Origin of the sequence: Synechococcus sp. CB0101, from assembly GCF_000179235.2 — a bacterium.
Classification (GTDB): Bacteria; Cyanobacteriota; Cyanobacteriia; order PCC-6307; family Cyanobiaceae; genus Vulcanococcus.
On the sequence record NZ_CP039373.1, the window covers coordinates 2,054,456 to 2,073,470 of the forward strand.

22 protein-coding genes and 1 pseudogene are annotated in these 19,015 nt (G+C 67.6%); 10 read left to right on the plus strand and 13 right to left on the minus strand.

Translation table 11 applies throughout. The features are described from left to right. Nucleotides 1-13 precede the first annotated feature (13 nt). Nucleotides 14-469 (plus strand): SRPBCC family protein, encoded by a 456-nt coding sequence (locus CB0101_RS11000; protein ID WP_010311528.1) that lies wholly within the window; start codon nucleotides 14-16, stop codon nucleotides 467-469. Nucleotides 470-551: 82 nt separating this feature from the next. Further along, on the plus strand, nucleotides 552-998 hold the full coding sequence (locus CB0101_RS11005; RefSeq protein WP_136644094.1) for a hypothetical protein: 447 nt from the start codon (nucleotides 552-554) through the stop codon (nucleotides 996-998). On the opposite strand, the gene CB0101_RS11010 is transcribed toward CB0101_RS11005, so the two are convergent. From CB0101_RS11010 to CB0101_RS11030, 5 genes and pseudogenes are all read right to left on the minus strand, one after another. Next, nucleotides 988-1,800 carry a uroporphyrinogen-III synthase gene (locus tag CB0101_RS11010; protein ID WP_010311524.1) on the minus strand — a complete coding sequence of 271 codons (813 nt, stop codon included), beginning with the start codon at nucleotides 1,798-1,800 and terminating at the stop codon, nucleotides 988-990. The genes CB0101_RS11005 and CB0101_RS11010 overlap by 11 nt on opposite strands. Before the next feature lie 5 nt (nucleotides 1,801-1,805). Beyond that, nucleotides 1,806-2,999, minus strand: a complete 1,194-nt coding sequence (locus CB0101_RS11015) for a glycosyltransferase (RefSeq protein ID WP_010311519.1) — start codon at nucleotides 2,997-2,999, stop codon at nucleotides 1,806-1,808. Nucleotides 3,000-3,052: 53 nt separating this feature from the next. Next, nucleotides 3,053-4,667: pseudogene (locus tag CB0101_RS11020) on the minus strand (glycoside hydrolase family 3 N-terminal domain-containing protein). Then, nucleotides 4,654-5,064 carry a 30S ribosome-binding factor RbfA gene (gene rbfA / locus CB0101_RS11025; protein WP_010311517.1) on the minus strand — a complete coding sequence of 137 codons (411 nt, stop codon included), beginning with the start codon at nucleotides 5,062-5,064 and terminating at the stop codon, nucleotides 4,654-4,656. The pseudogene CB0101_RS11020 and the gene rbfA overlap by 14 nt, the downstream one beginning before the upstream one ends. A gap of 2 nt (nucleotides 5,065-5,066) precedes the next feature. Then, entirely contained in the window at nucleotides 5,067-5,273 is a 207-nt protein-coding gene (locus tag CB0101_RS11030) for a DUF751 family protein (protein ID WP_010311515.1), read from the minus strand. A 55-nt stretch (nucleotides 5,274-5,328) separates the two neighbouring features. On the opposite strand from CB0101_RS11030, the gene CB0101_RS11035 reads away from it, so the two are divergent. Further along, nucleotides 5,329-6,039, plus strand: a complete 711-nt coding sequence (locus tag CB0101_RS11035; protein WP_010311514.1) for a glutathione S-transferase family protein — start codon at nucleotides 5,329-5,331, stop codon at nucleotides 6,037-6,039. Here the strand turns inward: CB0101_RS11035 and CB0101_RS11040 are convergent. Then, nucleotides 6,021-6,761, minus strand: coding sequence for a DUF6816 family protein (locus CB0101_RS11040; protein WP_246833750.1), 741 nt, complete (start codon nucleotides 6,759-6,761; stop codon nucleotides 6,021-6,023). The two genes, CB0101_RS11035 and CB0101_RS11040, sit on opposite strands and share 19 nt — an antisense overlap. Here CB0101_RS11040 and CB0101_RS11045 point away from each other — a divergent pair. Continuing rightward, nucleotides 6,760-7,023 (plus strand): chlororespiratory reduction protein 7, encoded by a 264-nt coding sequence (locus CB0101_RS11045; protein WP_029553132.1) that lies wholly within the window; start codon nucleotides 6,760-6,762, stop codon nucleotides 7,021-7,023. The genes CB0101_RS11040 and CB0101_RS11045 overlap by 2 nt on opposite strands. Here the strand turns inward: CB0101_RS11045 and CB0101_RS11050 are convergent. Next, nucleotides 7,020-7,643 carry a shikimate kinase gene (locus CB0101_RS11050; protein ID WP_010311508.1) on the minus strand — a complete coding sequence of 208 codons (624 nt, stop codon included), beginning with the start codon at nucleotides 7,641-7,643 and terminating at the stop codon, nucleotides 7,020-7,022. The genes CB0101_RS11045 and CB0101_RS11050 overlap by 4 nt on opposite strands. Before the next feature lie 161 nt (nucleotides 7,644-7,804). Here CB0101_RS11050 and CB0101_RS11055 point away from each other — a divergent pair, with 161 nt between their 5' ends. Then, nucleotides 7,805-8,677 (plus strand): 6-carboxytetrahydropterin synthase, encoded by an 873-nt coding sequence (locus CB0101_RS11055; RefSeq protein WP_010311506.1) that lies wholly within the window; start codon nucleotides 7,805-7,807, stop codon nucleotides 8,675-8,677. After that, nucleotides 8,664-9,305 carry a dihydrofolate reductase family protein gene (locus tag CB0101_RS11060; protein WP_010311504.1) on the plus strand — a complete coding sequence of 214 codons (642 nt, stop codon included), beginning with the start codon at nucleotides 8,664-8,666 and terminating at the stop codon, nucleotides 9,303-9,305. The genes CB0101_RS11055 and CB0101_RS11060 overlap by 14 nt, the downstream gene beginning before the upstream one ends. Here CB0101_RS11060 and CB0101_RS11065 read toward each other — a convergent pair. Continuing rightward, entirely contained in the window at nucleotides 9,295-9,792 is a 498-nt protein-coding gene (locus CB0101_RS11065) for a hypothetical protein (protein ID WP_010311501.1), read from the minus strand. The genes CB0101_RS11060 and CB0101_RS11065 overlap by 11 nt on opposite strands. Between CB0101_RS11065 and CB0101_RS11070 the strand changes: the two genes are divergently transcribed. Both CB0101_RS11070 and CB0101_RS11075 read left to right on the plus strand, forming a co-directional pair. Continuing rightward, entirely contained in the window at nucleotides 9,766-10,950 is a 1,185-nt protein-coding gene (locus CB0101_RS11070) for a GNAT family N-acetyltransferase (protein ID WP_010311499.1), read from the plus strand. The genes CB0101_RS11065 and CB0101_RS11070 overlap by 27 nt on opposite strands. Before the next feature lie 9 nt (nucleotides 10,951-10,959). Beyond that, nucleotides 10,960-11,346, plus strand: a complete 387-nt coding sequence (locus tag CB0101_RS11075; RefSeq protein ID WP_010311497.1) for a DUF4346 domain-containing protein — start codon at nucleotides 10,960-10,962, stop codon at nucleotides 11,344-11,346. A 6-nt stretch (nucleotides 11,347-11,352) separates the two neighbouring features. Here CB0101_RS11075 and CB0101_RS11080 read toward each other — a convergent pair whose 3' ends face one another. Further along, nucleotides 11,353-12,966, minus strand: coding sequence for a B12-binding domain-containing radical SAM protein (locus CB0101_RS11080; protein ID WP_010311495.1), 1,614 nt, complete (start codon nucleotides 12,964-12,966; stop codon nucleotides 11,353-11,355). 145 nt (nucleotides 12,967-13,111) lie between these two features. Between CB0101_RS11080 and CB0101_RS11085 the strand changes: the two genes are divergently transcribed. Beyond that, nucleotides 13,112-13,204, plus strand: coding sequence for a hypothetical protein (locus CB0101_RS11085; RefSeq protein WP_010311493.1), 93 nt, complete (start codon nucleotides 13,112-13,114; stop codon nucleotides 13,202-13,204). A gap of 20 nt (nucleotides 13,205-13,224) precedes the next feature. Here CB0101_RS11085 and CB0101_RS11090 read toward each other — a convergent pair whose 3' ends face one another. Further along, a complete protein-coding gene (locus CB0101_RS11090) occupies nucleotides 13,225-14,460 on the minus strand; it encodes an MFS transporter (RefSeq protein WP_010311491.1) in 1,236 nt (411 codons plus the stop codon). Then, nucleotides 14,457-15,845: a 30S ribosomal protein S12 methylthiotransferase RimO gene (gene rimO, locus CB0101_RS11095; protein WP_029553131.1), complete on the minus strand. Its 1,389-nt coding sequence runs from the start codon at nucleotides 15,843-15,845 to the stop codon at nucleotides 14,457-14,459. The genes CB0101_RS11090 and rimO overlap by 4 nt, the downstream gene beginning before the upstream one ends. A gap of 109 nt (nucleotides 15,846-15,954) precedes the next feature. Here rimO and CB0101_RS11100 point away from each other — a divergent pair, with 109 nt between their 5' ends. Continuing rightward, nucleotides 15,955-16,896: a vitamin K epoxide reductase family protein gene (locus CB0101_RS11100; protein ID WP_010311486.1), complete on the plus strand. Its 942-nt coding sequence runs from the start codon at nucleotides 15,955-15,957 to the stop codon at nucleotides 16,894-16,896. Here CB0101_RS11100 and nadB read toward each other — a convergent pair. Together nadB and psbU are read right to left on the minus strand one after the other, a co-directional pair. Next, complete coding sequence (nadB, locus tag CB0101_RS11105) at nucleotides 16,889-18,535, minus strand: L-aspartate oxidase (protein ID WP_010311484.1); 1,647 nt, start codon at nucleotides 18,533-18,535, stop codon at nucleotides 16,889-16,891. The genes CB0101_RS11100 and nadB overlap by 8 nt on opposite strands. A gap of 100 nt (nucleotides 18,536-18,635) precedes the next feature. Next, a complete protein-coding gene (psbU, locus tag CB0101_RS11110; protein ID WP_010311483.1) occupies nucleotides 18,636-19,013 on the minus strand; it encodes a photosystem II complex extrinsic protein PsbU in 378 nt (125 codons plus the stop codon). Between the last annotated feature and the right edge of the window lie 2 nt (nucleotides 19,014-19,015).

Here is a 19,015-nt window from a genome sequence, read left to right on the forward strand (position 1 = left end):
TCGCTTGATTCCCATGGGCCGTTGGCTTGAACACAGCGTCACCACGGAGGTTCAGGCCTCAGCCCAGCGGGTGTGGGAGGTGTGGAGTGATCTCGAGGCGATGCCCCGCTGGATGAACTGGATCGAATCGGTGGTGACCGAACCCGGCGACCCCGACCTCACCGATTGGACCCTCGCCGCCCAGGGCTTTCGCTTCCACTGGAAGGCCCGCATCACCCAGCGGGTGGAGGCACAGCAGCTGCATTGGGAATCTGTCGGTGGGTTGCCCACCAAAGGCGCTGTTCGCTTCTATCCCCAAGGGCCTGAGCTCACGGCTGTGAAGCTCACCGTGAGCTACGAGCTGCCGGGGGTGTTGGCACCCTTGATGGAACCCTCCATCCTGGGGGGGATCGTGACCAAGGAGCTCCAGGCCAATCTGGATCGCTTCCGCGATCTCGTGCAAAGCGGGTATGGCCAGCAGCAGGGATAACCCATCGGATCGCCGCCGCCCTAACGCGTGCGGTTGTGGGCCCAGGCGGGGTTGGCTCGTTGCGTTAGCGCTGCTGCCCGCCTTGGGTGCTTGTGGCTCAAATTCCACGCCCGACTCCATCAGCCTGCCGCCGCCGCCCCCGAAGCCCGCTGCCGCAACCCCTACTGCTGCTGCACCGCAACCGGCCGCTGGGTTCACCCCGCTGCCTACACCGCAGCAGGTGGTGGAAGCACTCCCCACCGGCCGCGTCGATCCCTTTGCGCCGCTTCCCCAGGCGAACGCGGGAGCTGGTGGGGCACCAGCGGGAGATGTGCTGTTCACCGGAGTGATCCGCAGCGCCGGCCAGGCTCAGGCGCTGGTGCAGTTGGGCGGTCAGAGCGGTGCTGTGTGTGTGGGGCGCCGCGGCGTTTGCCCAGGGTCCGGCCTGCCGGCCCTGCTACCGGCGGACTGGTCGGTCACCAGCATCGATGTGGCGAGTGGCCGGCTGGTGCTCAACCAGGCGGGTCAGCGCCGGGTGTTCAACCTCTAACCGCTCGCCCCTGCAGCGCTTGAGCGCAGGCCGCCACGAGGCCATCGAGATCGTGGGGGTCGGCTTCGGCATCCACCCGGCCCATCCGTTCGCGGCAGGTGTGGCTGGTTTGTGGTCCGATCGACACCAGTGCCACGCTGTCGAGCTGCTGCGCCCAGCTCGCGCCGAACTGCTGCTCCAGCAGTTGCGCTGTGTGCTGCACGGTTTTGCCGCTGCTGAAGGTGATCGCATCCACGGCGCCAGCGGCCAGTGCAGCGGCGGTGGCTTCCGGCAGCGAGTCGGGGCAGCGCGATTCATAGGCGGCCACTTCCACCACACGGGCTCCTGCTTCCCCGAAGGCTTCCGCCAGCACGGTGCGCCCGCCGCTCTGCACCCGCGGCAGCAGCAGCCGTAGCCCCCAGCCCGACACCGGGAAGTGATCGATCAGGCTGTCGGCCACGAATTGGGGCGGCACGAAATCCGCCGGTGCCCCCAGCGCCTCCAGCCGGGCAGCTGTCTTGCGCCCCACCGCCGCGATCTTGAGGCTCCGGGGGCGGCGCGCCAGGCTGCCGCCCAGCCGCTCCAACCGCGCCTCCACCGCATCCACGCCGTTGCTGCTCGACACCACCAGCCAGTGGAATTCATCCAATTCCGCCAGGGCATCGTCGAGCGGGCCCCATTCATCCGGGGGGCCGATCACCAGGGCTGGGAGATCCAGCACCGTGGCGCCAGCCTGCTCGAACAGCCGCCGCGCTTCACCCAGCTGCTGCTCTGCCCGGGTGACGGCGATGGTGCGGCCCTGCAGAGGGGTGGGGTTTGGCACCGGGATCAGCCCTCCAGCTTCACCATGGCGCCGGCCTGCTGGCGCAGCTGGGCGGCCTCGCTGCTGCGGCCCTGCTGGCCCAGCAGTTCGATCGCCTGGCGGAAGCTGCTGCGGGCACCATCGATATCGCCGCCGAGCAGCAGGGCCACTGCCAGGTTCTGATGGGTTTCCGGGTGCTCGGGCTGCAGGCGCCGCGCTTCCCGGTAGGCCTCCAGTGCCCCGGCAATGTCGCCCTGGCGGCGGCGGATCAGGCCGAGGTTGTACCAGCCCAGGCCAATCTCGGGGGCGGCAGCGGTGGCGCGCTGACAGAGCGCTTCGGCGTCTTGCGGCTGCCCGTGCTGCAGCAGCAGGGCCGCCAGGTTGAGCCGTGCCGCCAGGGTTAACCGCGGCGCGAGAGGCAGCTCCAGCGCCTCCCGATAGAGGGAGGCCGCGGCGTTGGGATCCCGGCCCGCTTCCGCCAAGGCCAGATGCAGCAGGAGTTCGTAGCGCTCGGGGTGCGCCTCAGCCGGGCACTGCGCCAAACCCTGACGCAGCAGCGCCACGCCGCGCTCGAGGTTGCCGTCGGCCACCTCCAGGCTGCCGAGCTTGGCGCAGGCGTAGGGATCCCCAGGCCGCTCCAGCAGCTCGGCCTCCATCGCCTGCCGCAGCCGCTCAGGCTTGTTGCCCTGGGCCAGCAGCTCCGGCCGGTAGCCGTCATGGAGCAGGGCCGGTTCGGGGCAGTCGGCGATGCGCCAGTGGCTTTCCTGCTGCAGCAGCTCGGCCACGCTGTCGTCCACCATCGAGTGATAGGCGCGGCTCCAGCGGATCGCGGGATGGCGGCGGAAGAGGCGGCTCACATTCGAGTAAGGCGACTGCACCGCCCCGCGCTCGTGGCGCAGCAGATTGATCACCAGCACATCTGGCTGGGCCATCAGGGCCCGCAGCGGCGCCATCGCCTCCGGCCGCAGGCGCTCATCGGCATCGAGCACCAGCACCCAGTCGCCGTTCACCCACTGCAGGGCCTGGTTGCGGGCCGGGGCAAAGTCGCCCGGCCATTCGATCTGCTCTACGCGCGCGCCCATCGCCTGTGCCAGGGCCGGTGTGTTGTCGGTGGAGCCGGTGTCCACCACCACCATCTCGTCGACGAAGCCCTGCACCGAACGCAGGCAGTCTTCGATCTGTGCCGCTTCATCGCGCACGATCATCGAGAGGCTGAGCATGGCGGCGGTGCAAGCGGCCTGAGGCTAGTGGCAGGTCGCGGCGGCGTAACGGCTCAGTCGGTGAAGCCGCCTTCCAGGGCCGCGGCGCTGAGGCCCAGGCGCTCCAAGACGGCCGCCTGGGCCTGGGGCATCTGGCCCGGGCTGTAGGCCGCCGGCAGCTCCGGCGGCAGCAGCGCCCGCAGCTGCTCCCAGAGATAGGGGCTGCCGTACACTGCCAGGCCGGCCAAGCGGCCGGCCGCCAGCAGCTGCCGCACCACCTGGGGCCAGGGTTCATCGCCGCCGGCGCTGCCGCGGAAGGGGTTGCCGCGCACCAGCAGCTGCAGCAGCACCGGGCCATCCCCCCAGCCGCTCGAGGGCCAGGGGGGCTTCGGGGTTGCCGCTCCAGGGGCTGGGGCTGCGGCCATCAAGCACCACGGCCCGATAGCCCTGGGCGGCGGGCCGCAGCAGCGCCGGGGCCATCGCTGGCAGCTGGGGCGCATTGAGTTGGGTATCAAGCCGGATCAGGTTCATCCCGGGCGCAGCAGGCGCCAGCGAACCGCCCTGGTGCTCCAGGCTCAGCGCCAGCAGCTCCTGGCTGAGCTGGCGCTCCTCCGGGTTCACCAGCTCGCTGAGCTCCTGAACCACCGTCTCCAGGCGAGCCGCGGCGCTAGGCCCGCAGCGGGCCAGGGCCGCCTGGCGGCGCTCCAGGCTGTCTTGAACGCGGGCCGGGCTGATGCGTCCGCTGGCCACCGCCGCCTCCAGGCCATCCAGGGCGGCGTTGGCATCGGCGGGCATCAGGATCAGATCAGCGCCGGCTTCAAACGCCAGCACCGCCGCTTCCGCGGCTCCGTATTGCTGGGTGATCGCCTCCATCGCCAGGGCGTCGGTCACCACCAGCCCCTTGAAGCCGAGATCGCGCCGCAGCAGCGTGGTGAGCACGGCGGCCGAGAGGGTGGCGGGATGGGTGGAGTCGAAGGCGGGCAGCTGCAGATGGGCGGTCATCACCGAGGCCACATCGGCCGCGATGGCGGCGCGGAAGGGGGGCAGTTCCACCGCCTCCAGCCGCTGGCGGCTGTGGGGAATCAGGGGCAGCTCCAGGTGGGAGTCGGTGCTGGTGTCGCCATGGCCGGGGAAGTGCTTGGCGCAGGCCAGCACCCCTTGGCCCTGGCAGCCGCGCACAAAGGCCGCCGCCAGGGCGCCGGCGCTCTCGGGGGTTTCCGCCCAGGCCCGCACGTTGATCACCGGGTTGGCGGGGTTGTTGTTCACATCACACACGGGCCCCAGCACCCAGTTGAGCCCCACCAGCCGCGCCTGCCGGCCGCAGCAGCGCCCGTAGCGCTCCGCCAGGGCCACAGCCCGTTCAGGATCCCGACCGTGTAGTCGCCCCAGGGCCAGGGGTGGCACCAGCCAACTGGCGCCTTCAAAGCGCTGGCCCACGCCCTCTTCCACATCGGCGCAGAGCAGCAGGGGCTGATCGGCCCAGAGCTGCAGTTGGGCGCAACGCAGGCGCAGGTCTTCAGCGCTGCCCCCCAGAAGGATCACACCGCCAACACCGGCTTCCAACAGCCGTTGGAGCTCAGCGTTGGTGAGCTCCCAGCGGGGGTAGCGGCGCTGGCTGTCGCGGCTGAAGCCGCTGCCGCGCACCACCAGCAGGCGCGCTAGCTCACGGCGCAGATCAGAGCTCGTCATCGTCGAGCTGGCCGGTGCCCTCCGGGATCTCGCCGCGCTCCTGGCGGTTCTGTTCAAGCTGGTTGAGCAGCCCGAGCACGGAGGTGCCCTTCTCGATGCCGCGATCAAGGTGGAAGATCACCTCCGGTGTGCGGCGCATGTTGAGGCGGCGCCCCAGCTCGCCTTTCACGTAGCTCGCCGCGGAGCGCAGCCCGGCGAGGGCCTGCTGCTGCACCTCGGGGTTGCCGTACACGCTCACATAGATCTTGCAGTGCTGCAGATCGCCGGCCACTTCCACGTTGGTGACGCTCACCATCCCCAGGCTGACGCGATCGTCCTTGATCCCGTTCACCAGCAGCTCGCTCACCTCACGGCGGATGAGGGCCGCTACCCGTTCAACGCGCCTGCCCTGCGCCATGCCTAGGCGATTACATCTGTGCTCACCATGGCACGCAGGATCAGCCCCAGGCTCACCAGGCCGCTCACCAGGGCGCCCACCAGCGCCACGGCTGTGACCGGATTGCTGCGGCGCTTGGCCAGGGGCTCGAGCACCGAGTTGGCCACCCCCAGCCCGAATGCGATCAGATAGCGCGGATAACGCGTGACGTTGAGAAAGAAATCCCGCATCGGGGCTCGGACGCTGGCCGTTGAGTGCTGGCTACTCTGCCGTGAAAAGGTTCCGATGCTGGAGCTCCATCAGTTCCGCCACTCCGCCTTCTGCGAGAAGGTGCGCCTGGTGTTGGCGGCGAAGGGCCTCCCCTACAACGTGGTGGAGGTCACCCCTGGGGTGGGGCAGGTGGAGCTCTACCGCCTTTCAGGGCAGCGGCAGGTGCCGGTGCTGGTGGATGGCCCTGAGGTGATCGCCGATTCCACCGCCATCGCTCAGTATCTGGAGCGCCACACCCCGGCACCGGCTCTGTTGCCGGCCGATCCCGCCCTGCGGGCCCAGGTGCTGATTCTTGAGGATTGGGCCGATACAGCCCTGGCCGCCGGCGCACGGTTGGCGTTGGTGCAAGCGGCCGCTGCGGATCCGGTGCTGCGCGGCGGGCTACTGCCGGATGCCACCCCGGCGCCGCTGCGCAGCCTGGTGGGAGCCCTGCCCGCCGGTGTGTTGAGTGGCATCGGCCAGGTGATCGATCACGGCGGCCTGGAGCAGTTGCGCGCCAACCTCGAGCAGCTTTGCGCCGTGGTGCAACAGCAGCCCTACCTGGTGGGTGATGAGCTCAGCTTGGCGGATCTGGCGGTGGTGGCCCAGCTGTCGCTGTTGAGCTTCCCGGTCAGTGCCGGTGCTCCCCTGGCCGGCCGGGGCGTGCCGGGCCTGGCCGACGATCCCCTGCTCGCACCCCTGTGGCAGTGGCGCGATGCCATCGGCACTCAGGTGGGCCGCTCCTGATCCAGGCGTTCCAACACCAGCTCGCCCCGCCAGCTGCGCCTGGCCTCGGCCGCCAGCCCCTGCGCTGGTGAGCCATAGCTGGCCTGCCACTGCTCGGCTTCGATGCGATTCGGGCTGACCAGCGCGTAGCGGCTGAGGGTTTCCACGCGGCTTACCCGTGGATCGCCAGGGCCATGCATCACCTGCAGGGCTAGTTCATCCGCCAGAAAGCACTGTGTGCTGCTGAGGCCCGTGCGCCGCCCCACCACGGTGGATTCCAGCTGTTGATCGCCGGCGAGCAGGGCCAGTTGGCGGTTGGGGTTGTGCGGATCGTTGCGCACCTGCAGCAACTGCTCCCCCAGCAGCGCCTGGCCGATGGCCGCGGCGTTGAAGGCCCGATCCCCCACCACTTGGCCTTGGGGATTGGCGCTGAAGCGCACCTCGTAGTGCAGATCGGGTTCGGTGCCGCTGGGGTCGTGGTTGGTGGCCTGCCAGCGGCCGGCAAACCAGGCTGGATAGATCAGATCCCCTTGGCCCGGCCGCGGCAATGGCGCCGGCAGGCTCCAGCTCGGCCAGGCGGCCAAGCGCTGCTCCAGCGGCTCCGCATCGGCGGCCGCCAGTGCTGGTGACGCCGGCATCACCAGCACGAGCACGGCGACGAGCAGGCTGCGCAGCAGGGCGATCCCCATGGTGGTGCAGGCGTGGCAGGCTGCGCTGATCCTGGCGCCAAGCATCAGCTCCATGTCTGATCCGCTGATCCGGGAACTGGATCACTACGTGGTACTGGAGCCTGGCCAGCCCCAGCAGTTGCTCAGCGCCGCCGACACGCTGGTTTGGCTGGCCCAGCAGCTCGCGAGCCTGGAGCCGATGCCCGCGGACCTGCGCGATCTGCCCGATGCCGAAGCCAGGGCCCAGCGGCTGCTGGAAACCGCCTGTGAACTGGAGCTTGAGCCGGGCGTGGTGGTGCAGTGGTTTGCGATCCGGCTGGAGCCGCCCGGCGGTTAGTTGATCGAGCTGCCCACCTCGCCGGCTTCATTGATCACCTGCAGGCGGTGCTGCGGTGCGGCCGTGCGCTCCTTCAGCACGCTGGGCAGGGCTTCAAGGATCTGCACAGCCACCTGATCCGCCGCGCGTCCGTCTTGAACGATGTGGAGATCGGCCTGGGCGTAGAGGGGCCGGCGCTCCGCCAGCAGGGCCGCCAGGCGTGCGGCCGGATCGTCGGCTTGGAGCAAGGGGCGCGGGGTCGGATCGCTGCTGAGCCGCTCCAGCAGCAGCTCCTCCGGTGCATCCAGCCAGATCACCACACCCTGATGCAGCTGGCCCCAGTTGTCCGGGCGCGTCACCACGCCGCCGCCGGTGGCTACGACCAGTGAGTGCCAACTAGCGATCTGATTGAGCACCGCTGCTTCGAGCTGGCGAAAGCCCGCCTCCCCCTCGCTGGCAAACACCTCCGGGATGCTGCGCCCGGCCACCTGCTCGATGCTGCTGTCGGCATCGAGAAAGCGATAGCCCAGGAGCTCCGCCAGGTGCCTGCCGGCGGTGCTCTTGCCGCTGCCCATCATTCCCACCAGATAGAGGTTGAGGCCCTCGAGGCGCTGGCGCAGCTCAGCGTGCGGGTTGGCCATGGGTGCTCAGGCAGCGCTGCGGTTCACATTCCTAGGATGCGACTCAGCTCCTTGCAGATATGACTCCGCCCCCCGTGGCGGCGCCTCCGGCGAGCCCGGTGCCCGCCGTTCCTGCAACAGCTAGGCCTGATCTCCACCCCCATGGCGCCGGTCGCCCGTGTGTGATCACGCGCCGCGCCTGTTTCAGTGCCAGCCACCGCTATTGGCTGCCCGAGCTCAGCGCCGCTGACAACGAGGCTCGCTTTGGTGCCTGCAGCCTGGCTCCCGGCCATGGCCACAACTACGAGTTGATCGTGGCGATGGGTGGCCCGCTCGATGCGGACGGCATGGTGCTCAACCTCTCGGATGTGAAGCACGCCATCCGCGAGCAGGTGACGGCCCAGCTCGACTTCCGCTTCCTCAACGAGGCCTGGCCGGAATTCGACCTGCAGCAGCCCAGCGGGATGCTGCCAACCACCGAAGCCCTCACTCTGGCGATCTGGCGTCGCCTTCAGCCCCACCTGCCCCTGATGGGGCTGCGCCTTTACGAAACCGACAAGCTCTGGGCCGATGTGCTCGGCGATTCCATGGAAGCGTTCCTCACCATCAAGACCCATTTCGCGGCGGCCCATCGCCTGGCGCGGCCCGAGCTGAGCCCCGAAGAGAACGACGCCATTTACGGCAAGTGCGCCCGGCCCCATGGTCATGGTCACAACTACATGCTGGAGGTGACCGTTCGCGGCTCCATCGATCCACGCACCGGCATGGTCTGCGACCTCGCCGCCCTGCAGCGCCTGGTCGATGAGCTGGTGGTGGAGCCCTTCGACCACACCTTCCTCAACAAGGACGTGGCCCACTTCGCCAGCACCGTGCCGACGGCGGAGAACATCGCCCTGCACATCGCCGATCTGCTCAGCGCTCCGATCGCCGGGCTCGGCGCCAGCCTCCACAAGGTGCGCCTGCAGGAAAGCCCCAACAACGCCGCTGAGGTGTTCGCCGAGGTGCCGGCCCTCGGCATGCAACCCCAGGCCCTTGAGGCCCTTGCCTCGGCCTGAACTGCGTCTGGTCCTGGCGGTCAGCCTGGATGGCCGCCTCGCACCTCCCGCCGGCGGTGCCGCCCAGATCGGCGGCCGCGGCGATCGAGCTGTATTGGAGGAAGCTCTGGCCTGGGCTGATGCCTGTCTGATCGGTGGCCGCACCCTGCGCCTGCATGGCTGCACCTGTTTGATTCACTCCCCGCCGCTGCTGGAGCAGCGCCGCCAGCAGCGGCGTTCAGAGCAGCCTGCGGCGGTCGTGGTCAGTCGCGACGGCTGCTTTGATCCGCAGCTGCGTTTCTTTGCCCAGCCGCTGGAGCGCTGGCTGCTGACGCCGGCATCCATGGCCGCCCCCGCTGGCTTTCACGCTGCCGTGCAGCTGTCGAGCTGGCCTGAAGCCCTCGCGGCCCTGGCGGATCAGGGGCTGGAGCGCCTTGTGCTCCTGGGCGGCGCTGATCTGGCGGGCACCCTGCTCCAGGAGCAATTGGTGGATGAGCTGCAGCTCACCCTGTGCCCGCTGCTGCTGGGCGGTCCCCACAGCTGGTTGCCGGCGGGGGTGTCTCTCGCGCCGGAGCGCTGGCAGCTGCAGGAGCAGCGCCTGCTGGAGGGTGAGGAACTGCTGCTGCGCTATCGACGCCTTAGGGATTGAGCGCTGGGGCTGCGGCGTCTTTGAAGCGGCGGGCGAGGTCGCGGATCGGCACCTCCATGAAGCTGTCGGCCGGGAGGCCCAGCAGGCGCCCCGCGCAGCGCTTCACCACCACCTCGCTGTCGTCACCGAAGCGCCCCGCCAGCAGCTCGGTCATCACCCCGAAGCTGCGGCCACTGCGTTCGGTTTCCTCAATCAGGCAGCGGCTGGTGGGGCCGGCCAGAGCGCGGCAGGGGGGCGCCATGCGTTCCTCAAGGCTGCGATTGCCTCCGCTGGCCCACTGCTGGCAGGCCGAGGTGATCCGCGCTTCCAGCTGGGGCCGCATCAGGTTGAGCAGTGGCCCCAGCAGTCCGGCCTGCGCGGCCGGTGCCGGCATGGTGATCAGGCCGAGGCCTGTGAACGCCGCCGCCAGCCGTGCCGTGCCTAGCTTGGCCAGCCAACTGCGCCGTGCCGCCCAGCGTTGATGGCAGAGCTCACCGCCCGCTGGCATCGCTCCCTGGCGGAGATCCCCGAGGCGCAATGGCATGCCTTGGTTTCGGCGGAAGCCCTCCCCTTTTACTCCTGGTCGTGGCTGGTGGGGCTGGAGCGCAGTGGAAGTGTGGTGCCGCGTCAGGGCTGGCAGCCGTGCCACCTGGGGGTTTGGGAGGGTGAGCGTCTGTTGGCGGTGGCCCCGCTCTATCTCAAGGGCCACAGCTACGGCGAATTTGTCTTTGATCAGTCGTTTGCCCAGCTGGCCGCGCAGTTGGGCCAGCGCTACTACCCCAAGCTGCTGGGCATGAGCCCGGTGAGCCCGGTCGTGGGTTACCGCTTCTTCACCGCCCCCGGCGAAGACGCAGCGGCCCTCACCCCGCTGATGCTGGATCTCATCGATGCGTTCTGCCGCGAGCACCAGATCTTCAGCTGCAATTTCCTCTATGTGGATCCGGCCTGGCAGCCCCTGGCCGAATCTGCTGGTTGCGCCACTTGGCTCAATCAGCAGAGCCTCTGGAGCAACCACGGCTACACCGATTTCAACGCCTACCTGAGCAGCTTCAACGCCAACCAGCGGCGCAACATCAAGCGGGAACGCAAGGCGGTGCAGGCTGCAGGTCTGGAGGTGACCCCGGTGGTGGGGGAGGCGATCACCCCTGCACTGCTCAGCCGCATGCATGGCTTCTATGAGCAGCACTGCGCCCGCTGGGGCCCCTGGGGCAGCAAGTACCTCACGGAAGCTTTCTTCGATCACGCCGCCGCCGAGCTGCGCCAACACCTAGTGCTCTTCAGTGCCCACCGCGGCGATCCGGAACAACCGGTGGCGATGTCGCTGTGTGTGCACAGCCAGCAGCAGCTCTGGGGCCGCTACTGGGGCAGCGATGAGGAGATCGACAACCTCCATTTCGAGGTTTGCTACTACGCCCCGATCGAGTGGGCGATCAGCCGCGGCATCCAACAGTTCGACCCCGGCGCCGGCGGCAGCCACAAGCGTCGCCGCGGCTTTCTGGCGCGCCCCCACGCTTCCCTGCATCGCTGGTATCACCCGCGCTTTGAGGCGATCGTGCGCCGCTGGCTGCCGGAGGCCAACGCCGAGCAACTCGAGGAGATTGAGGCGATCAATGCTGAGCTCCCCTTCAAGGCCAGGGCCACGGATCTGCTCGGCACGGCTGCGTAGCATCCGCCCATGACGAGCTTTTCAGTGGAGCAGCGCCGCAGCCTCGATGAGCGGCTCTCGCAGCGCTTCATCGCCCTCGATCCGGCCGGCTATTTCCTGATCAAGCTCGACCTGGATGCTGGTGAGCTGATTGCTGAGCACTACGGCAACGGCATCGATGAGCGAGGCCTCGCCACCGACCCGGACACCGGTGAGGTGATCAGCTGCCGCGGCGCAGGCCCACGCGAACCCCTGAGGGTGTATCGCGGACGCTCCGCCAAGGAGCTGGGCATGGCCCTCACCGAAGGCGAAGGCCCCTTCCCGATCAGCTGCCTGGATCACGCCCTCTATTTGGGCCGGGAACTTCAGAAAGCCGAGCGTTGCCTGGAGGAGGGCAGCCCCTACATCCAGGACTAGACCCCCTCAGACCGGTTGCAGTTCGCGGGTGGGCGCGGCCGGAGTGGAGGGTGGTTCGGGCGGGAGGCAGGCCAGCTGCTCCTGGATTTCCCGGGTCACCACGGCCCGGTACTCCTGGAAGTGCTCGTTGTGGGCGAGGGTGACCACGTATTGCTCGAAGCTGGCCGGGTTGCGGCGGGCCACCCGCGCCAGCGAGCGCCAGAAGCGGAAGCGCGTGTTGCGCTTGAAGCCTTGCCGCCAGAGCACCGTGGCCAAAGCCTTCACATCGGTCATCGGTGGAAGCGCTGGTTTGTCGGACTTTTCGGGTTTGAAGAAGGCCTTCCAGCGGGGGGCACCCACCTTGTTGGCGTAGTAGTGCGTGACGCGGTCGATGTAGGCGTTCGGTTCGTAGAGCCGGCAGAAGGCATCCACGTATTCGTTGGCGATATCGCGGATCGGCCGGGTCGGCACGAAGTTGAGCAGGTTGGTCTGATTCACCCCCTTGGCGTCAGCCTTTTCCTGGATCAGCCGGCCTTCTTTCTCCAGGCGGTGCCAGAGGCCTGTGTTGGGTAGAGCCTGCAGCATGCCCATCATCGCGGCGGGAATACCCGTGCGGCTCACGAAGCGCACGATCCGGTCGCCGGCACCAGTCTTCTCGCCATCGAAGCCGATGATGAAGCCCGCCATCACCCGGATGCCATAGCTGGTAATCCGATCCACGGATTCTTCCAGCGAGCTGCGGGTGTTCTGGTGTTTGCCCGCCACGGAGAGGCTGGCTTCATCGGGGGTTTCGATGCCGAGAAACACCGCTTCAAAGCGGGCCTCGGCCATCATCCGCATCATCTCATCGTCGGAGGCGAGATCCACGGAGGCTTCGGTGGTGAAGCTGAAGGGATAGCCCCGTTCGATTTGCCATTCCTTGATCGCCGGCAGCAGCAACTTGGCGTTGCGTTTGTTGCCGATGAAGTTGTCGTCCACCAGGAAGATGGCCCTGCGCCAGCCCAGGTCGTAGAGGCACTGCAGCTCGGCCACCAACTGTTCAGGAGTTTTGGTGCGCGGCTTGCGGCCGTAGAGCACGATGATGTCGCAGAACTCGCACTGGAACGGGCAGCCCCGCGAGAACTGCACGCTCATCGAGTCGTAGGCGTCGAGCTCGAGCAGATCGAAGCGCGGGATCGGCGTGCCGGTTACATCCGGTTTGTCGCCATTGGCGGAAAAGCGCCCGCCAGATTCGCCCCGTTCAATCGCTTCGATGAACATCGGCAGGGTGATTTCACCCTCATCGAGCACCTTGAAATCGGCGAGCTCCAGCTCAGGAGCATCCGGGGTGGAGCTGGCGAAGGGGCCGCCCACGGCCACCGGCAAGCCCCGCTGCTTGGCCCGAGCGATTTGCACGGCCATGTCGGTCTTCTGCACGATCATTCCGGAGATCACCACGAGCTCAGCCCAGTCCCACTCGGCCTCGGTGACTTCGCGCACATTGCGATCCACCAGCTTCATCTCCCAGTGCTGCGGGAGCAACGCCGCCACAGTCACCATCCCCAGGGGCGGGAGGAGCACTTTGCGGTTCACCAGCTCAAGGATCTTCTCGTAGCTCCAGAAGGTCTTGGGGAACTCCGGGTAGATCAGCAGTGTGCGCATGCCGCGGTCGAGCGATCCGTTGGATCAGAGCAACGGCTTGCCCGAACGGGCTTCACCGATGGTGGTTACTCACAACCCTAGGTGGGGTGCCGGGAGGCAGCGGGGTTCTGCTGTAATGGCTGTGACTTTCCCAACACATCCAGCGATGGGTCCTGTGATTTATCTCGCCCTCGTGGGCGGCGGTCTCGTGGCTGCAGCGGCGATTTCCTTCGTGCTGCGCGGCGTCAAGCTGATCTGAGCGGCGCTGGTTTTGCTGTGTCAGGCCAGGCGCATGCGCCCCTGACGCAGCAGTTCCGCAGCACCCAGTGCTGCACCCATGCTTCCCAGGAGCGCAAAGCAGCTCCACAGCCCTCCAGGAAGCCAAACGGTGAGGCCAGCAGCGATCAGCCCGCTGATGCCGCCGCCTCCCAAAAACGCAATCTGGCCCAGGCCGGCCATGCGGCCGCGGATCACCTGGGGAGCGTGCACTTGAATGATCAAGTTGGTTCCCGCCAGCAGCGAAGCGGTACCGGCTCCGATCAGGAAGGCCATCGCTAGACCCCATTGCTGCGGAGCCGGTAACGCCAGGCCCAGCTGACCGAGGGCTGTGATCACGGTGCTGCCGCCAAGCAGGAGGCCAGGGCGCCGGCTCAGCGCTTGGGCATTGCGCTGCAGCACCACCCCGGCGCTGATGCTGCCGCAAGCGATCAAGCTGGTAAACAGCCCCAAGGCCAGCGGGCTGGGGCCCAGCAGCTTGAGGGCCATCAACGGCGCCAGGCCGGGATGGAAGAAGCCCACCACACAGGCCAGGCCGCAGAACAGCAGCACATGGCGCAGGGCGGGGCCGCAGTCGCGCCAGGCGGTGACCAGACTCGCGCCACTGCCGCGGTGACTGCGCCGTTCCCGTTCGCGGTAAGGAGCCATCAGCCAGAGCAGGGTGGTGATCGGCAGGAGATAGGTGGCGGCATCCAGGCTCAACGCGAGCGTGGGCCCGGTGGCCGCCAGCAGAAGGCCACCGATCGGCGGCCCCACCAACTTGCCCACGTTGAAGATCACCGAGAAGCTGGCCAGATAGGGCCCCAGCTGCTCCGGCTCATCCACCAGCAGGGCCACGTATTTATTGCGGGCGGTGAGCTCGTAGGTGCTGGCCACCCCGACCCCCAGCGTGCTGAGCAGCAGCAGCGCATCTTGTTGGCCGCCGCTGCTGATGGGGATGGCGATGGCGCCGAGCACCGCGGCAGCTAACAGCGCCCACTGGGCGCGGATCAGCACCCGCTCGCTGCCGAGCCGATCGGTCAGCACCCCAGCCGGCCCGCTTACTAGCAGCGTGGGCAAGGTGAGCAGGGCGAAATTCGCAGCCAGCAGGAAGGGATTGCCAGCTCCCTCCATCAGCAGCCAGCCCTTAGCGGTAAGCCCTGCGAAGGAGCCCGCTGTGCTCAGGCCGGAAGCCAGCAGAAAGGTGGTGCGCTGATGGCGGGTGAGCCGGCGGCGTAGCCGTCCGAGTGCTTCGATCAAGAGTCCGCCTGACGGGCCGCGAGCGCGTCGCTCACCATCGCCCGGGCTCCCACCACTTCACCGATCAGGTCGTAGGTGTCGGCGGCGGTGATGCGCACCGGCACCATCGTGCCCGGGGCGGCGCAAAGGCCGCCTTCGCCGGGCATCACCCGCACTTCCCCATCCACTTCAGGTGCGAAGCGGGCGCAACGGCCGATCATCTCGCCGGTGCCTGGGTTTTCCTGCTCGATCAGCACATCCACGATCCGGCCCACCCAGGCGGCGTTGCGCTCAGCGGCGATCGGCTGTTGGAGGGCCATCAGCCTGTCTTTGCGCTCGGCGGCCACCTCGGCCGGCACCTGATCCGGCAGTTCGGCGGCGGGAGTGCCCTCTTCGGGGGAGAAGGTGAACACACCCACGTGGTCAAAGCGCTGCTCCGCCACGAAATCGAGCAGATGCTGGAAGTGTTCTTCGGTTTCGCCCGGATAGCCCACGATGAAGGTGGTGCGCAGCACCGCATCGGGCAGCTGCTCGCGGATGCGGCGCAGCACCCCTCCGGTTACATCCGCCTGCCAGGGGCGATTCATCGCGCGCAGCACCTCGGGATGGCTGTGCTGCAGCGGCAGATCCAGGTAAGGCAGCACATTGGGCACCTCGCGGTAAGCCTCGAGCACCGCTTCGGTTAAGCCGGTGGGATAGGCGTAGTGCACGCGGATCCAGGGGATCTCCACCTCGCCCAGGGCCCGAAGCAGTTCGGCCAGTTGTGGCTTTCCAGCCAGGTCGAGGCCGTAGTTGGTGGTGATCTGGCTGATCAGCACCAGCTCCTTCACCCCCTGGGCTGCCAGCTGTTGGGCTTCGGCCACGATGCTCTCAATCGTGCGGGAGCGCTGGTCGCCGCGCAGGTGGGGAATGATGCAGAAGGCGCAGCGGTAGTCGCAGCCCTCGGCCACCTTGAGGTAGGCCACCGCCTCGCTGGTGGTGCGGTAGCGGGGCAGGTGCTCATCAGCCACGAAGGTGGGGTTGGCGCTCACCTGCTTCACCCGTTCGCCGGCTTCCACGCGCTCCAGCACGCTCACGATGTGCTGGTAATCGCCGGTGCCCACGATCGCCTTGGCTTCCGGAAGGCTTTCGAGTAGTTCGTCCTGGAAGTGTTGGGCCAGGCAGCCCGCAATGATCAGCTCCTTGCCCTGCTCCGCCAGTTCCACCAAGGTGCGCACCGATTCCTCGCGGGCGTCCTGGATGAAGCTGCAGGTGTTCACCACCACCACGTTGGCGTCGCTTTCATCGGCGCTCACGCCATAGCCCGCCTGGGCCAACAGTCCGAGCATGTGCTCGGTATCCACCCGGTTTTTCTCGCAGCCCAGATGGGCAAACGCCACGGTGGGTTTGGTGCTGGTTTGGCTCATCGGATGGGAGATCAGCGGCCGCTCGCTGGCCAATCACCAACCCTACCGAGCTGCAACACCTCAAACCGAGCGTGCCTGCCACAATCAGCCCAGCAAAGAGATCTCCTGAGTGACCTCCTCCCGCCTCAGTGAGCGCCTAGCCGGTCAGCGGCGTCGCGGCGACTCCGGCAGCAAGTGGATCCGGGTGGCGATGGCCGTGTTGGCCACGATCGGTGCCATCGATACGGGTTCGATCACCCTCAAGAAGTGGGGTGTGCTGGCGTCGCTGAGCTGCAACAGCCAGGGATTCTTTGGCTGCAACGGTTGCGAGAAGGTGCTCTCCAGCGACTGGGGCAGCCTGCTGGGTCAGCCCCTCTCGCTGTTTGGCTTTCTGGCCTATGCCGCCATGCTGCTGATGGCGGTGGTGCCGCTGGTGCTGCAGGGCGAGGCCCGCCAGAACTTGGCGCAGCCCAGCTGGTGGGGTATGGCCCTGCTGGGCACCGGCATGACCGTGTTTAGTGCCGTTCTGATTGGTGTGATGGCTTTTGCCATCCGAGATTGCTGCCCCTTCTGCATTCTCTCGGCGCTCCTGAGCACGGCCCTGCTGGTGCTGAGCCTGTTGGGTGGCGATTGGGAGGACCGCGGCCAGCTGATCTTCCGCGGGCTGATTACCGCCCTGGTGGTGGGAGTGATCGGACTGGGCTGGGCGGCCTCGGTGGGCCAGCCGGCGGTGGAGACCGGCAAGGGTGTGCCGCCGCCGGTGCGCGCCGAGAGCACCGCCGCCACCATCGCTCTGGCGGAGCAGCTCACGGCCAAGGGGGCCAAGATGTACACGGCCTACTGGTGCCCCCACTGCCACGATCAGAAGGAACTGTTCGGCCGGGAAGCCACCGAAAAGCTCACCGTGATTGAGTGCGCCCCCGATGGCCGCAATAGCCAGAAGGAGCTCTGCGACGCCAAGAAGATCGAGGGTTATCCCACCTGGGAAATCAACGGATCCCTCGATTCCGGCGTGAAACCGTTGCTGAAGTTGGCTGAGCTGATCGGCTACAAGGGCCCGGCGCTCAACTGAGTGGGGCCACGGCCTCGGTGTGAATCGGCTGGTGGCGCTGCTGCAGCGTGTGGCGCCGCCAAAAGGGCTGAGCTGCCGGGGCATCGACGCGGAAATGACCACCCCGGCTCTCTTGCCGAAACAGGGCCGCCTCCAAGAGCAGTTGCGTCACCACCAGCCGTTGCTGCAGGTCGTGGGCGCGGCTGATCCAGGCGCTGGCTGTGGTGCCCAGATCGCAGTATTGGACTTGCGGCAAAGCCGCTGCGGCCCGCAGCCAAGGGTCGCTTTCGATCGGCTCACGCAGACCTGCGATCTGATGCAGGCCCTCTCGCAAGGCATGGCCCTGGCGTTCCACGCCCGCTACCTGCCAGCAGAGGCGGCGCACCTCGCCGAGGGTGCGCTCCAGTTGCCGGAAGTGTTCGCCGGTCGGCACCGGTAAGCCGCTGAGGGTGTGCAGCGTGGCTTGCAGGGGTGCTGCCACCGGCGGACACTCCAGTTGTCGCAGCTGACGGGCAAACACCAGACACTCCATCAAGGAATTGCTGGCCAGGCGATTGGCACCATGCACGCCTGTGCTGGCGGCTTCGCCCACGGCGTAGAGCCCGGCCACGGTGGTGGCGGCGGTGGCGTTGGTGCGAACCCCGCCCATCCAGTAGTGGGCAGCCGGAGCCACGGGAATGGGGCTGCTGGTGGGTTCCAGCCCCAATTCCCGGCAGCGCCCGAGGATCGTGGGGAATTGCTGCTCCAGTCGGGCCTGACCCACCGGGCGTAGATCCAGCCACACATGCTCGAGTTGTTGCTCGCGCATGCACTGCACCAGGGCGCGGCTCACCGCATCCCTCGGGGCCAGGTCGCCCTGGGGGAGATGGCTCACCGGACTGCCTCCATGGCCATCCACCAGCCGTGCCCCCTCTCCCCGCACCGCTTCGGAGATCAGGAAGTGCGGTGCCCCCGGCAGCATCAGCGCCGTTGGGTGGAACTGCACAAATTCCAGATCGCGGATCGCCGCTCCGGCCTGCCAGGCCATGGCAATGCCGTCTCCGCTGGCCTGGGATGGGTTAGTGGTGTTGGCGTAGAGGTGGCCACCGCCACCGGTGGCCAGCACCACGGCTCCGGCTCGCAACCAGCGCAGCCTGCCCGCATGCAGCATCTGCAGGCCGCAGCAGCGGTTTGCCTCGATCCAGAGCTGCAGGGCCAGGGCCCCCTGCAGGCGCACCAGTCCAGGGCGCTGCAGCACCCGTCGTTCCAGGGCGTCTACCAGGGCCCCGCCGGTGCGGTCCTGGGCATGCAGCACGCGCCGGTGGCTGTGGGCCGCCTCCAATGTGGTGCTCAGGTTGCCGTGATGGCGATCGAAGTCCATCCCCAGTTCCAGCAACCGCTCCACGCAGGCAGGGGCCTCTCTTACCAGCAGTTCCACCGCCGGTGGATCACACAGACCGCCCCCGGCTTTGAGGGTGTCATCGCGATGACTCGCGAAGCTGTCGTCGGCATTGGTGACCGCCGCAATACCCCCCTGGGCCCAGCGGCTGGAGGAGCGGGGGGCATGGTCTTTGCTGAGCAGCAGCACCCGCAGCTCCGCCGGAAGCTCCAGGGCCGCCATCAACCCAGCGGCGCCGCCGCCCACCACGATCACATCCCAGTTGGAGGGCAGCTGAACCACGGAGCCCGAGGCGTGAAGGGCAACAAAAAAGCCGCCGGGAGGGCCCGACGGCTGGAACCGATGAGGGAATTTACAGCGCAGGGATCAACCTGGCCGGCGATCAGCGGTACTGGCCGTCGTTGATGCGATCGAATCCTTCGTTCAGGGCGATCGAAGCCGGGGTCACGGTGAAGTTGTCCTTGTACTTCTCCACCAGTTCCTTCTGGCGGTCGGTCAGATCCAGGTTGAACAGATCATCAACACTGGTGTACGGGCCTCCCAGCACGATTTTGCCGGCGAGGGTGGGGTACATCCCAGGGAAGGCCTGGAAGCGGCGGACCGAGCAGTTGTTCAGGTCCACCTTGTCGCCGCGCTCGGCGATCTTCTCGTCGGCAACGTTGCTGAGATCGGCGGCCTGGGCTGCGGGTGCCATCACCAGGCCGAAGAGCAGGCTGGCCAGCAGCACGCCACTCATGAGCCACGAAACCAGCCGTTTCATCG